This is a genomic window from Psychrobacter sp. Ps4, assembly GCF_022129285.1.
GTDB classification, from domain to species: Bacteria; Pseudomonadota; Gammaproteobacteria; order Pseudomonadales; family Moraxellaceae; genus Psychrobacter; species Psychrobacter immobilis_A.
Map to the genome: position 1 here is coordinate 23642 of NZ_JADQAK010000016.1, position 14908 is coordinate 38549.

Below are 14908 nucleotides of genomic sequence, written 5' to 3' on the forward strand. Positions count from 1 at the left end.
AAAAGGGCTGAGACTTAGAAAATAAGTTTCGGCTTTTTTAATGAAAGAACTTTTAGATTCGTTAGTTTATCGAAATTTTCTTTATGCTTTCCTTAGCGTAGCTCATTTTTCTACAGGCTTATTTTTTGCTGAATGATCCTATTGAGTAAGTCATAAAGTCTCCGCTATCCAATCTCATGTCATACCATAACTCCATTAACATGAATTATATTCATCTTATATTTAAATAGTATCGTTTTTATTCATGTAATAGTTTAGGTATGATTCACCTCATACACAAATTTGGTTTTATCTCAAATAATGAGAGTAGATTAGGGTAGCGGATTATCATGAGTAAAGAATTTAGTTGTGCAATTAAGCGCATTCGTTTTGATGAAAACTATCATCCTGCAAATAGCACGCGTCTGACGACGAACTTTGCGAATTTGGCGCGTGGCGAGCATCGTCAGGAGAACTTAAGCAAAACATTAAGAATGATAAATAATCGTTTTAATGCATTGGCACATTGGGATAATCCCACCGCAGATCGTTATTCTGTTGAGGTTGATATTATTTCTGTCGACATGGATGTGGCAGGAAATGGCGATACTTTCCCTATCATCGAGATGCTGCAAACAACGATTGTGGATCATAAAGAAAACACCCGTATTGACGGTATGATTGGTAATAGTTTCTCATCTTATGTGCGCGATTATGACTTTAGCGTGGTCTTATTAGACCATTTCGATAAACATCCATCATCTGCGCCGCCAGTAGATTTCGGTGACTTACATGGCAAACTGTTTCAGTATTTATTGAATTCAGAAGCTTACCAAGCTAATTTCACCAAGAAGCCTGTGATTTGCTTGAGTGTTTCCACCAGTAAAACCTATCAACGTACGACCAATCAGCACCCTGTATTGGGCGTTGAATACAAACAAGATGGCTGTTCTTTGAACAAAGGATCGTTGACTGATGAATATTTTTCTAAAATGGGCTTAACCGTTCGCTACTTTATGCCTACGGGTAGTGCTGCGCCATTAGCGTTTTATTTTGCGGGTGACTTGCTGAGCGATTACACCGACCTTGAGCTGATCAGTGCGATTGCTACCATGGAGACTTTCCAAAAAATCTATCGTCCTGAAATTTATAATGCCAATTCTACAGCCGCTCAAGTTTATCAACCGAGCTTGAAGTACCAAGATTATTCGCTAACTCAAATTGTGTATGATCGCGCAGAGCGTAGTCAGATGGCAGTGACACAAGGTAAGTTCACCGAAGAGCAGTTCATCAAGCCATACCAAACCATTCTTAATGAGTGGGCAGCAAGCTATGATGTGACAAGCAGCATTGTTCAAAAAGAAGCCGTTAAAAAAGCCGCAGCATAGCCAATATAAATGTAGCCGAAAAGTCAAATACAAATTAATAAGAAGATGAATCGTATGACAATATTATTACCGACAAAAAAGTTATTACCGACGTCAACGGCTGGCAGTTTACCGAAACCTTCTTGGCTTGCAGAACCTGAAAAAATCTGGTCACCTTGGGCATTGGAAGGTGAGCAACTGCTTGAAGCCAAACAAGATGCGCTACGTTTGACATTGCAAGAACAAGTGCATGCAGGCATTGATATTGTCAGTGATGGCGAGCAAACTCGTCAGCATTTTGTGACCACCTTTATTGAACATCTGGATGGCGTCGATTTTGAGAAGCGCGAGACCGTGCGCATTCGTAATCGTTATGATGCCAGTGTGCCTTCAGTCGTTGGCGCGGTAAGCCGTCAAAAGCCTGTATTTGTTGATGATGCTAAGTTTTTACGTGCACAAACCGATCAGCCGATCAAATGGGCACTGCCTGGTCCGATGACCATGATTGATACCTTGTATGATGGTCATTATAAAAGCCGTGAAAAATTGGCGTGGGAATTTGCTAAAATCTTAAATCAAGAAGCGAGAGAGTTAGAGGCGGCTGGGGTGGATATTATCCAATTCGATGAGCCTGCATTTAATGTGTTCTTTGATGACGTCAACGACTGGGGTATTGCCACGTTAGAGCGTGCCATTGAAGGTCTAAAGTGTGAAACGGCGGTGCATATCTGCTACGGCTACGGCATCAAAGCCAATACCGATTGGAAAAAGACATTGGGTTCAGAGTGGCGTCAATACGAGCAAGCATTCCCTAAATTGCAACAGTCGAATATTGATATTGTCTCTTTAGAATGTCAAAACTCACATGTTCCCATGGATTTGATTGAATTGATCCGCGGTAAAAAAGTGATGATTGGTGCCATTGATGTGGCAACCAATACCATTGAGACCCCTGAAGAAGTGGCAAATACGCTACGTAAAGCCTTGCAATTCGTTGATGCGGATAAACTGTATCCTTCAACCAACTGTGGCATGGCACCGTTGTCTCGACAAGTGGCAAGAGGTAAGCTGCAAGCGTTAAGTGCTGGCGCAGCAATCGTGCGTCAAGAACTGACCGCTTAGGGTTCATTGAATAAACTGATACAAAATTTAGCTTTTATAGGTTGGGTTTTTAACCCCGTCTATACCAGCTTGTTTAAACTCATGAGTGACCTCAGTTATCAATGAACTTAAAGATTTAAAATTTAGGAGTTAAGTCATGATTGAAGCCACCGATTTTAGAGATGGTATGTCTTTATTAACCACAGCGGTCAATGTCATTACCACAGAAGGCAGCGCTGGTACTCATGGATTTACCGCATCTGCGGTGTGTAGCGTCACCGATACACCGCCAACCTTGCTGGTTTGCATGAATCAGACATCTCGCTCACATGCCCATTTTATTGAAAATAAAACGTTAAGTGTCAATGTTTTAGGTGCACAGCATGAATCAATATCTAACGCTTTTGCCTCCAAATTGAGTTCACAAGAGCGATTTGAATACGGCTCTTGGTCACCGCTTAAAACAGGCGCTCCCGTTTTAGAAGATGCGTTGGTCAGTTTTGATTGTGAGATTGAGGACATTCAGCAAGTGGGCACGCACAGTGTTTTCATGTGCCGGGTGGTCGCCATTAGACAAAGTGAGCAAGAGGAGAGTTTGGTGTATTTTAATCGTGCCTATTCTCGGGTTGGTCAAGTGGATCAAGCAGAAATCGCTTAATTTGGCTTTTTAACTGATTGATTGTCACTGAACTAAAATAACCATCGTACTAACTCTACATAAGAAGTAAATATCCCGTGGAATTAATCATTTTTTTAATCATAGGTGCGCTAGCAGGATTTGCTGCGGGGCTATTTGGTGTAGGCGGTGGCACAATTATCGTGCCATTATTATTCATCGTCTTTACGCAAATGGGTTACAGCCCTGACAATATCATGCATTTGGCATTAGGTACGTCATTGGCGACCATCATTGTCACCTCGATCAGCTCGCTCATGGCACATAATAAAAAAGGCGCAGTCATGTGGCCTGTCTTCAAAAATCTGGCACCAGGCTTAGCGATTGGTTGCTTTTTAGGGGCAGGGATTGCAGGGCAGATATCTGGGCTGTATCTTCAACTCATTGTTGGGGTGTTTTTGCTGTGGGTCGCCTACAAGATGTTTTTCGGTGGCAAAAAACAGGTTGCTAATCCTGCTAGCAATTCTAGTAGTGCCGATGATGCTAATACACAACTGCCTTCAAAACCTAAGCAATTAGCAGCAGGTGGGGTTATCGGTATCGCTTCTGCCATTTTCGGTATTGGCGGCGGTAGCTTAACCGTGCCTTATCTCACGCGGTATGGTGTTGTGATGCAAAAAGCCGTTGGCACCTCAGCAGCTTGTGGTCTGCCGATTGCTATTGCTGGAGCATTAGGTTTTATGTTCTTTGGGATGCAGCAACGAATTGATGTGCCTAATACCATTGGCTTTGTACACATTTATGCCTTTTTAGGGATCAGCATCATGAGCTTTTTCACCGCCAAGCTAGGCGCGAAAGTTGCTCATATACTATCACCGCAATTATTGAAAAAATGCTTTGCGTTGTTATTAACGGTTGTAGGGTGTTACTTTCTGTATAAGGGATTGGTTTAAGTCTTTATATTGGCGCGTTTAAACTGCAACATTTAGATCGTTCAAAAGTTTATTTTGAGTGGTTCTCTTATATCAGTCTGCTTTAAGTGGTCTATTAATGGGTCTAAATGGTGAAGTAACTGGTTCTGTTGGAGTATACTCTTTTGTTTTTCAAAATGGCCTTTGGAAAAAGAAAATCATTTGTCCTAGAGTCTGACAACACGTTAGATGTGAGTAGCACAAGTGCTGGTAGGTTGTTCAAAGAAGGTTTGCTAACCTCCCTTTCTAACCCAAAACCTATCTTATTTTTTATGGCTGTATTTCCGCAATTTATCGATACTGAGCAAACCTATCTTTCTCAATTTCTAATTTTAGCTTCAGCTTTTTGCCTCTTGGTCTTACTAATCCATTTTTGCTACGCAGAAGCATTTGCTTTAGCCAGTCGGTATCTATGGAAAGCTCAAGATAACCTATAGTTAATTACAAAAATAGGCGGTGCAGCATTAATGCTCATTGCCGTTCTATTGTTTATAAGTGTAGTACTCACTCTCTAAAAGCATCCTATGGTTAATACGAGATTGTCATAAAATTTTTTTAAATATAATAATCAGCCATAACTTCCTAGGCCAACTACATGACTCCTATATACACTGCATTGGCTGTACTGGTTACTTTTATTTGGGGTGTGAACTTTACTTTTATTGCATGGGGGCTTGAAAGCTTTCCACCGCTAATGCTCACCGCCCTGCGTTTTTTCTTTACCGCTGTGCCACTGGTTTTCTTTCTGAAGCCGCCCAAATTTAACCGTACATTACTTATCTATGCTATCGGTACGTTTGTCATGCAGTATGCTTTTGTATTCACTGCCATGCACTTAGGGGCATCAGCAGGATTGACGGCACTATTGCTACAAATTCAAATTTTTATTACCGTATTGTTGGCGTATTTTATACTGGGTGAGGCAGTGAGTCGCATGCAAATCATCGGTATGCTGGTCGGTGTGCTAGGGCTTAGCGTCATCGCGTTGAACCTTGGTGGTGATATGCCTCTGGCTGGGTTTGTCTGTATCTTGATTGCGGCCATAGGCTGGAGTTTTGGTAACATTGCTTCAAAACAGGCGTCAACACAAGCGACGCAGCAAGGATCAGACGGGGCTATTATTCCGTCTAATACTGAAAGGAATAAGGCATCCGCGTTGTCTGCTCTCGCTCTCGTGGTTTGGGGTGGTCTGATCGCTTGCGTGATTTTAACTCTATCTTCTCTCATATTTGAGACCGAGGCATGGCAGCTGGCGACGTTTAACGAGGCATCGCTTAAGTCTTGGCTATCACTTGGGTTTATCGTGTATGTCTCAACGTTGATAGGCTTCGGACTGTGGGCGCATCTGCTTAGTCAAAATACGGCTTCTAAGGTTATGCCGTTTGCTCTATTGGTGCCAGTATTCGGTATGACAACCTCAGTGCTGCTTACAGGAGAGGTCGTGACATGGTGGAAGATGCTGGCAATGATATTGATATTGTCGGGGTTGGTGCTAGCGAATATAAAAATGAAACTGGGAAGAAAGCGCCAGCCAATATGATGTTAGCTGCTCTTATTCCTATAACAGCGCTTACGGTAAATAAAAATCCAAAAGCTCATAGCCGAAGATTGAAGTCCTCACTAAGGTATCGAACCTTCATATCTAGCATCAGTATGTCGACTTCTTTGATATGACTATCTAAGATAAAACCTACGCTGTTTAATCTTTAGCGCTGTCCACCCAAGAAAACTCTTCTAAGATACGCATCCATTGGTCGTCTAATTTAGCTTTTAGCAATAATGGCTCACCAGTGACGGGGTGGCTGAGCGCTAAAGTCTGAGCATGCAGCAACATGCGCGTACAATCATAGTGAGTACGAAAAAATCGTGTGTGACGTATATCACCGTGGCTAGTATCACCCACGATATGATGGAATACATGTCGCATGTGCCGACGCAGCTGATGCTTGCGCCCAGTCTCGGGTGTCAAGCGCACAAGACTATAGCGGCTCGTGTCATGCTTTTTTGATACGGCAAATGGTAGCTCGATTTGTGCCAAACTTTGCCAATGGGTCACCGCCTCTTGAGCGGGTCTGTCCAAATCGGCAAACTTATCGGCGATGGCATCGGGTTGAAAGCTCAGCGCATAATCAACGGTGCCTTGTTCTGACATATAGCCGCGCACCACGGCTAAATACTGCTTGGTAACTTTGTGTTCAGTAAAAGCCTCGCCAAGGCTGCGCGCCACGGCTGAGCTCTTGGCAAACAATAATACGCCCGATGTGGGCTTGTCTAACCGGTGCACTGGAAACACGTGGCAACCTACCGCATCACGGGTGAGTTGCATGGCAAAGCGCGTCTCGCCTTTATCTAGCCAACTGCGATGCACCAATAGACCAGCCTCTTTATTAATTGCCACCAGAAATTCATCTTCATAGATTATTTCTATTTGACTAGCGATTTGATTGGCGGTGCCGCTTTCGATATCCATGTTTTCATTGTCCATACTGTAGATACAGTAATTATATAAGTGATTGAATTATATAAATTACTGATATTTTTCTATTTCGTTATTCACAAAAAATCCTTCGCTATCTTATTCGTACCAGATAGCGAAGGACTCGGTGTAAAAAGCAATTTATTGATAATAAAATCAAATACTTATATTACTCAACAGTCACTGATTTAGCAAGGTTACGTGGCTGATCGACGTCTGTACCGCGCATTACTGCGACATGGTATGACAACAGCTGTACGGGTACGCTATAGACGATAGGGGCAAGCGTCTCGCACACATCAGGCACATAAACCACGTGCATTCTATCTTCTGCAACCATCTTGCTTTCTTCACTGGCAAATACAAACAGCTCACCGTGGCGCGCGTGTACCTCTTGCATGTTGGCTTTTAGCTTATCAAACATACTGTCTTTTGGCGCTAGTACGACGATGGGCATGTCTTTATCGACCAATGCCAATGGACCGTGTTTCAGCTCGCCTGCTGCGTAGCCTTCGGCGTGAATATACGAGATTTCTTTCAGCTTTAAAGCGCCTTCTAGCGCTATTGGAAACTGCAAACCACGACCTAAAAACAGGCAGCTCTTTTTATACTCAAAATGCTCACTCATGGCTTTGATAGGCGCATCGAGGTTTAAGCTGGCATGTAGTTGACCACGTAGCTCTTGTAATTGACCAAGCAAGGTACTCAGGTTTTCGCCAGTCATGCGCTCTTGAACCATACCTACTTTTAAGACCAATAGCATTAAAGCGGCAAGCTGAGTGGTGAATGCTTTGGTAGAAGCAACACCAATCTCGGGACCAGCAAGCGTTGGTAAAAAGATATCCGTCTCACGTACCAAAGACGATGTCGGTACGTTGCATAATGCTAAGCTAACTAGATCTGCTGGCGTGTGCTTTTGAATATCACGTAGCGCCGATAACGTGTCTGCCGTTTCGCCAGATTGAGAAATACAAATGACAAGTGTATTGTCGATGACGACAGGATTGCGATAGCGGAATTCACTAGCGACTTCAACGGAACAGGGCACACGAATAAGGCTCTCAAACCAATATTTTGCGACCAAGCCTGAGTGGTAACTGGTACCACAAGCGATGACTTGGACATGCTTAATGCCTTTTAATAGCGCTTCATGACGCTGTAAAAAATCATCGCGCAGTTTAGACGGCTCATCGCTATCTACAGCCATCTCAACAGTACGGGCAACCGCGTCTGGCTGCTCATAGATTTCTTTGAGCATATAATGCTTAAACTCGCCTTTATCCGCATTGTGCTGTGCCGCATCAATTTCATGTATCTGACGTTTTACTTCGACACCATCGGCATAAACCTGAATGCTACTGCGCGTCAATTTGGCGATATCACCTTCTTCTAGGTACATAAAGCGATTGGTGACCGGCAGTAGGGCTAATTGATCAGAAGCAATAAAATTCTCACCGATACCCACACCGATGACCAAAGGAGAACCTAAGCGGACGGTAATCAGCTCATCTGGGCAATCGATATGCAAAATACCAAGGGCAAAGGCGCCATGTAATAAAGGAATAACGGCACGAACCGCTTCTAGTAAATCAGGCGTTGTTTTGTAGATATCATTGATTAAATGAGCGACGACTTCGGTATCGGTCTGCGACGTAAATACGTAACCTTTAGCAATCAATTCTTCTTTTAACTCGGCATAGTTTTCAACGATACCATTATGTACTACCGCGATTTTGCCTGATACGTGCGGATGGGCATTACGCTGTGCCGGCTCGCCATGGGTGGCCCAGCGTGTATGTGCAATACCAATATGACCATCAAAAAATTCAGGATTAACTGCCACAGCATCGACCAATGCTTGCACTTTACCCACTTGGCGCTCGCGATGAAGTTCGCCATCACGAATGACGGTCAGACCGGCAGAATCATAACCACGGTATTCTAGACGCTTAAGACCCTCAAGTAAGATATTGGCGATATTACGCTCAGCGACTGCTCCAACGATTCCACACATAACTATTCCTTAAATTCGATGTTTCATGTTTTGATTTTTAAAGGCTTCAATGTTTCAATGCTTAACCGCTCAAATGCTTTGAGAGGCGATAATGTTCAGTCAATAAATAATAGAAGTCCATACTGGCAGAGCTTTTATACTAACAATTTTGATGTTATAAATATAAGGAAGCAGCATCACAAAAATTGTCATGCTGCTTAGTATTACTTCAATAGATACTGTTCAAAATGCTGGTGATTGACCATTGCTATTTTGACTTTTTGGTCGGACGCTGAAAGTCGTTTTTCTGAGTTTGTCGTGCCCGTCCAAAGGCTAATGCTTTACTGTCGACGTCTTTAGTAATCACTGAACCTGCGGCAACCGTAGCGGTATCACCAATAGTCACAGGTGCCACTAAACTTGAGTTCGAGCCAATGAAGGCATTGTCTTCAATGATAGTTTGTGATTTATTGACACCATCATAATTACAAGTAATGACGCCTGCACCGACATTGACATCTGTACCAATGGTCGCATCACCGATATAACTCAAGTGATTAACCTTGCTACCATGACCGACCGTTGATTTTTTAATCTCGACGAAATTACCAACTTTACTGTTATCAGACAGTACGGTTTCAGGACGCAAATGGGCGAAAGGACCGACATCAACACCTGCCCCAATCTCAGCGCGATCAATCACGCAATAAGGTTTTATGTGGCAGGCATTACCAATGTGGGCGTTTTTGATGACACAGCCCGCTTCGATATAAACATTGTCACCTAAGACACAATCACCCTCGAATACCACACCCACATCGACAAACACGTCTTGACCTGCAGTCAAGGTACCGCGAATATCAACGCGACTTGGATCAGCAAACTGCACGCCCGCTTCTTGTAAGTCGGCGACCAGTTTGCCTTGCCAAGTGCGCTCTAAGCTAGCGAGCTGTTGGCGGTTGTTGACGCCTTCAATCTCAAAGGTATGCTCAGGCTCAATCGCGACAATATTAATGCCTTCAGCGACCGCCATTTTGACAATATCCGTCAGATAGTATTCTTGCTGCGCATTGTCATTAGACAGCTTTGGCAGGTATTTATGTAATAACGCATTATCGACGCAGTAAATACCGCTATTAATCTCTTGGATTTTCTGCTCATCGGCGTTGGCATCTTTTTGCTCGACGATGGCTTCGATGTTGCCGTCTTTGTCACGTTTGATACGACCGAGACCAAAAGGATTATCTACGGTCAATGTCAACATTGACATGCCCTCGGTGTTAGCCGCTTGTAGTGTTGCTAATGTCTGGCAGCTGACTAATGGCACATCACCATAGAGAATCAGGCTTTGCCCTTCTTTGGGTAATTCCGACAGGGTCACTTTAACCGCATGTCCAGTACCTAATTGCTCAGTCTGAGCAACCCAAGTAATAGGCAGATGCGCATATTGAGCATTGATATCTGCTTGGACTTGCTCGCCACCAAAACCATGAACAATAATGGTGTCATCAACCGTTAATTGATGACATGTATCAAGGACATGACCCAATAACGACTTACCAGCCAATGTCTGTAGCACTTTTGGCTTAGCCGACTGCATACGCGTGCCTTTGCCAGCAGCGAGGATGATTACCGAGAGGGGAGTTGTCATAATAGCCTACAAATGTAACAAAATATAATTTCAAATTATAACGCAAACCGTCATTTAACTAAAACGCTATGTCGTGACATCTTTGTAACTTACGTTGCTTGTCATGGGCTTACCATTTAATGGTAGCTTGCTGATAAATTGGCTATCGTCACAAACGCATTACTAAAAAAGTGGACGAGTCAAAAAAACGATGGACTATAAACGACAATCGGTTATGAAAGACCGTCGCTTATATAAAAGCGAGGCTAATTTAACAATTAAAGGATGGTGGTATAAATAATGATCCAAACGGCTGCTGCCATGATACCTGCGATGATGTCATCAAGCATGATACCTAGGCCGCCTGCGACTTTTTTATCTGCCCAGCCAATCGGTGGTGGCTTAATAATGTCAAAAAAGCGGAATAATATAAAGGTGATAATAATGGCAACAATAGAAGAGGTTTGGGCGATATTTTGCCAAAAATTACCGTCAGCGATACCCATATAAGACAGCGGCAGTAGAGTAAGCCACATGCCTGCCCATTCATCCCAGACGATATGCGGGTTATCATGACCACCCATTAGCTCTGAGGTACGACCGCATATCCAACTACCAATCACACAAGAGAGAATGGTAATAATCAAAAATGGCACGAATCCTAAGCTTAGCAATGGTATCGCGACGATTAAGCCACCAACCGTGCCCCAAGTACCGGGTGCACGGCGAGGCAGACCACTACCCAAACCTAACCCAAGCCAATAAACTACGCGGTCAAGCATATTGGCATCGATGGGAAGAGGCGGGCAATCATTGGCTTTACGGATATCAGGCTTAGATAGGTTGTGATCAATCATGGGTTAACCTGCAAAATGTTGGTAACCCGTCAGATTGGGCCAAGTAGTAAAGGGGGCGGGATGAGTGGATGTGACAGGCTGTCCTTGATAAAAGAGCGCTACGCGTAAATTCGCAGCCGCATCTGTGTCGTTTACGGCTATTACTTCGCCGATACAGGTGACAGGCGTGTTGCTACTGTCATTAACAGGTGGTTCAATATGAGCAGGCAAAGTAAAAGCCAATTCATAATCATCACCGCCAGTCAGCTGGCACAACAAGCGCTCAGTTAACTCAGCTTTTGCCAGTGCTTTGCTAGTAGGTAGCTGATCGAGATGAATGCGCATACTAACGCTGCTTTGTTGGCAGATATGTCCAATGTCTTGATACAGACCATCAGAAATATCTATCATTGCCGTCGCACCGATTTTTGCTAGTTCTGCACCCAGTGCAATACGCGGCGTTGGCATATGTAGACGATGTGCAAGCTCAATACCGATAGCAGTATCAGGATGCTGTAGCGCATAAGCGGCATCGCCAAGCGTGCCTGAGACATAGAGTTTGTCGCCAACTTGCGCGCCTGAACGGTAGACGGCTGGCGTCTCTTTGGTGAGTAACCCTTGCGCGCTGACACTAAGAACTAAATTGTCGCTGCGCGTGGTATCACCCCCAATCAGCGTCACCCCAAATAGCTGGCAAGCATGAAATAAGCCTTTAGCAAATTCACTTAACCAGTGCTCATTTGCCAAGCGCTCAGGCAAAGCTAATGCCAGTAGAATACTATGCGGAGTTGCACCCATAGCGGCAATATCTGAGACGTTCACTGCCACGGATTTATAACCGATGGTAAATGCCAGCTTATTTACTTGCTCCCAGTCAGCGCTAAAATGTCGACCTTGAACCAGCGTATCAATACAGCTGACCAAGCGCGCGCCTGCAGGCAAGCTCATCACCGCGGCATCATCACCGATGCCTTTGTCAACACTGCTAGACAATGACTGCGCAGCTTGCATTTGGGAGAATATACGCTCAATCAGCTCAAACTCATTCATGATTAGTCTTTGCTGTCTGCATCAATGCGGTCTGTTTCAATCGCTTTTTTGCTCGCTTTAAAGTCACTAATATTGGCAGTAGCCTTACTAGCGCTATTGCGTTTGACAGTAGTATTATTGGCGCTAATACGAGGCTTGTTTGAAGTAGTTGATTTTTCTTCAATGGCAGCTGTATCAGCACTATCTTCTATATCGGCATTATTTTCTGCATTGGTATCCGCTTTTATTACAGGTTTAGCAGCCGCTTTTTGTGAGGTGCGTAAATTGGCTTTGCTATCTGCTTCTACTTCAATAGCACGTAGCTCTACCGCCATTTTATCAAGGACGGCATTAATCAATTTATGCGCGTCAGTAGCGCCAAAGTGATTATTCAGCTTCATCGCTTCGTCAAGTACCACTTTATAAGGAATTTCTAAGCGGTTTTGTAGCTCGTAAGCACCAATCAATAAAATGGCGTGTTCAACGGTGTCCAATTTATCGATTTCACGGTCAAGATGCTGAGAGATAAGGATATCTAGCGCCTCGATCTGCTCTGGGATGTCACGCATCATTTCATGATAATAGCCAATATGTACGGTATGCATGGCATTGGTCGCGCGGGTACGAGCAGCGATATCGTGTGGGGCATTGTCTTTCCAGCCAAGCTTACCATCGATATCGAAGCGGCGGTCAGTGACGAGCCATTCGTATAGACCTTGCATCGCAAAGCGTCGCGCTTTACGGATAGCGGTGTGACTGGTCTTGTAAGAAGACTCACTCATATCGAAGATTTGATCACCCGCACTGCTGCTCGCGATGCGCGTGGCTTCAGCTTGTTTATCATTGGTTTGGGCGGTTTTCGCAGCGCTGATAGCGCGCTTGAGTTGGTCAGTCATAGGGGGTCTATACCTAGTTGCTAAGATAAAAAGTTTTTAAGATAAAAGGTTTAAAATAAAATGTTAAATAGTAGTTAGCTGGCAGGCTTTGCCAGTCAAGTTTTGTAGCGTACTTGGTAACAGTTTTTGTAACACTGACGCTGTGGTCTCGATAAAAACGAAAGCTCATAAGAACCACAGCGCTCATTAAATAACAAACAGCCTATCAAATGATGGCTTGATTAAGCGTCTTCACTGTCATCTTCAATATCTAACTGTGATAGTACCGCAAGCATTTCTAGTACAACCATTGCCGCTTCTGAGCCTTTGTTACCCGCTTTCGTGCCAGCACGCTCAATCGCTTGCTCAATGCTGTCAGTCGTCAGTACGCCATTGGCAACTGGGATATTGTAGTCCATAGCTACCGCGCTTAAGCCTTTTGCAGATTCGCTTGCAACGAAATCAAAATGCGGCGTGCTACCACGGATAATCGCACCTAAAGCAACGATGGCGTCAAAGCGATCAGACTCAGCGGCACGTTGGGCAACCAATGGCAATTCAAAAGCACCAGGTACACGGATTACGGTGATGTTGCTACCCAATACACCGTGACGTAGTAGCGCATCAATTGCGCCATCTACCAATGATTCAACCACAAAACCATTAAAACGACCGACGACGATACCAATACGAACGTCTTTGTTTTGATGTAAATTACCATCGATATGAGTCACGTCATTGCGCTGCTGTTGTAGATTTGACATAAAAAATCCTTTGCCGAATGGGCTTTTAATTAAAATGTAGGAATAAGTGATGAGCTAAATATAATGCTAAGTTCAAATAGCATGTTTGATTAGCCAGTAATCAAACGAATTGACAGTTAAATGAACGAAAATAAGTGGTTAGCGCTATGATAACATTTTTTTCTAATTTATTTGCACTTTACCAATAGGTTGTATAGTCGGTTCAATATCATTTAGATACAAGAAAGGCGCGTGAAAGTACGACAAATAATAGGCTAAGTGAAACTCACAACGTAACTGATTTATATGCTGGTTTACCTAGAAAGCAACTATTATAGAAAGCGACTATAAGCGCATCTGTATACCTTGTGCTGCCATATATGCTTTGGCTTCTTGCACGGTATACTCACCGAAGTGAAAAATACTGGCAGCAAGTACGGCGTCGACGCCGCCTTCTAATACGCCTTCTGCTAAATGCTGCAGGTTACCGACGCCGCCTGAGGCAATGACAGGCACATTTACACGGCTAGTGATTTGATTCATTAATGCTAAATCATAGCCTTTTTTAGTGCCATCACCGTCCATTGAGGTGACTAACAATTCACCAGCACCGAGCTCAGCCATTTTAATTGCCCAAGCAACTGCGTCAATGCCCGTTGGCTTGCGACCACCGTGGGTAAAAATCTCCCAACGTGGTACGAGAATGCCATCAACGTCAATATCCGCGACGCGTTTGGCGTCGATTGCAACGACGATACATTGATTGCCGAATTTTTGCGAGGCTTCGCCAACGAATTCTGGCGTAAAGACGGCTGCTGAATTAATCGCCACTTTATCCGCGCCCGCATTGAGCAAATTACGAATATCAGCGATTTTACGTACGCCGCCGCCAACGGTTAATGGTACAAATACCGTTTCCGCCATGCGTTCGACCGTATGATAGGTAGTATCGCGCTCGTCGTTGGTGGCCGTAATGTCCAAAAAAGTAATCTCATCGGCACCTTGCTCATTATAGCGTTTTGCTACTTCGACAGGGTCGCCGGCGTCTTTAATATCAACAAATTGTACGCCTTTGACCACGCGGCCATTATCAACGTCCAAACAAGGAATGATACGCTTTGCTAACATAGGGGTTTTCACCTTATAATCAATTCTCTCAATGCGCTAGTCTAGCAAAATCACTGCCATATCAGGCAGATTTTCGCAAGATTATTATGCTTTTCGCTGTCTTTTGCTCATGCGCGTTACAATTGTCGCCATTGCTGTTTAAATTCAGCCTATTTAACTTTTTA

The 14908-nt window shown here is 43.9% G+C and carries 13 protein-coding genes; 5 read left to right on the forward strand and 8 right to left on the reverse strand.

Annotated elements, in window-relative coordinates; all coding sequences use genetic code 11:
* The first annotated feature begins 329 nt into the window (after nt 1–329).
* The 5 genes from I3252_RS10030 to I3252_RS10050 all read left to right on the forward strand — a co-directional run bounded on the left by I3252_RS10030 (nt 330) and on the right by I3252_RS10050 (nt 5574).
* A complete protein-coding gene (locus tag I3252_RS10030) occupies nt 330–1367 on the forward strand; it encodes a DUF1852 domain-containing protein (RefSeq protein WP_238035087.1) in 1038 nt (345 codons plus the stop codon).
* 54 nt (nt 1368–1421) lie between these two features.
* Nucleotides 1422–2468 carry a methionine synthase gene (locus tag I3252_RS10035; RefSeq protein ID WP_238035088.1) on the forward strand — a complete coding sequence of 349 codons (1047 nt, stop codon included), beginning with the start codon at nt 1422–1424 and terminating at the stop codon, nt 2466–2468.
* A 136-nt stretch (nt 2469–2604) separates the two neighbouring features.
* Nucleotides 2605–3105 carry a flavin reductase gene (locus tag I3252_RS10040; protein WP_060492047.1) on the forward strand — a complete coding sequence of 167 codons (501 nt, stop codon included), beginning with the start codon at nt 2605–2607 and terminating at the stop codon, nt 3103–3105.
* Between the two features lie 77 nt (nt 3106–3182).
* A complete protein-coding gene (locus I3252_RS10045; RefSeq protein WP_238035089.1) occupies nt 3183–4016 on the forward strand; it encodes a sulfite exporter TauE/SafE family protein in 834 nt (277 codons plus the stop codon).
* 613 nt (nt 4017–4629) lie between these two features.
* Nucleotides 4630–5574: an EamA family transporter gene (locus I3252_RS10050; protein WP_109592026.1), complete on the forward strand. Its 945-nt coding sequence runs from the start codon at nt 4630–4632 to the stop codon at nt 5572–5574.
* Between the two features lie 159 nt (nt 5575–5733).
* Here the strand turns inward: I3252_RS10050 and truC are convergent, their stop codons facing one another.
* The 8 genes from truC to hisF form a co-directional block, all read right to left on the reverse strand.
* Nucleotides 5734–6504, reverse strand: coding sequence for a tRNA pseudouridine(65) synthase TruC (gene truC, locus I3252_RS10055; protein WP_238035090.1), 771 nt, complete (start codon nt 6502–6504; stop codon nt 5734–5736).
* 175 nt (nt 6505–6679) lie between these two features.
* Entirely contained in the window at nt 6680–8524 is a 1845-nt protein-coding gene (glmS, locus tag I3252_RS10060; RefSeq protein WP_238035091.1) for a glutamine--fructose-6-phosphate transaminase (isomerizing), read from the reverse strand.
* A gap of 247 nt (nt 8525–8771) precedes the next feature.
* Nucleotides 8772–10154, reverse strand: a complete 1383-nt coding sequence (glmU, locus tag I3252_RS10065; protein ID WP_238035092.1) for a bifunctional UDP-N-acetylglucosamine diphosphorylase/glucosamine-1-phosphate N-acetyltransferase GlmU — start codon at nt 10152–10154, stop codon at nt 8772–8774.
* A gap of 257 nt (nt 10155–10411) precedes the next feature.
* Entirely contained in the window at nt 10412–10990 is a 579-nt protein-coding gene (locus I3252_RS10070) for a phosphatidylglycerophosphatase A (RefSeq protein ID WP_238035093.1), read from the reverse strand.
* Between the two features lie 3 nt (nt 10991–10993).
* A complete protein-coding gene (gene thiL / locus I3252_RS10075) occupies nt 10994–12019 on the reverse strand; it encodes a thiamine-phosphate kinase (RefSeq protein ID WP_087813674.1) in 1026 nt (341 codons plus the stop codon).
* A gap of 2 nt (nt 12020–12021) precedes the next feature.
* Nucleotides 12022–12894: a transcription antitermination factor NusB gene (nusB, locus tag I3252_RS10080; RefSeq protein WP_238035094.1), complete on the reverse strand. Its 873-nt coding sequence runs from the start codon at nt 12892–12894 to the stop codon at nt 12022–12024.
* 221 nt (nt 12895–13115) lie between these two features.
* Nucleotides 13116–13637: a 6,7-dimethyl-8-ribityllumazine synthase gene (gene ribE, locus I3252_RS10085; RefSeq protein ID WP_045445783.1), complete on the reverse strand. Its 522-nt coding sequence runs from the start codon at nt 13635–13637 to the stop codon at nt 13116–13118.
* Nucleotides 13638–13961: 324 nt separating this feature from the next.
* Nucleotides 13962–14744 (reverse strand): imidazole glycerol phosphate synthase subunit HisF, encoded by a 783-nt coding sequence (gene hisF, locus I3252_RS10090; protein WP_238035095.1) that lies wholly within the window; start codon nt 14742–14744, stop codon nt 13962–13964.
* Nucleotides 14745–14908 lie beyond the last annotated feature (164 nt).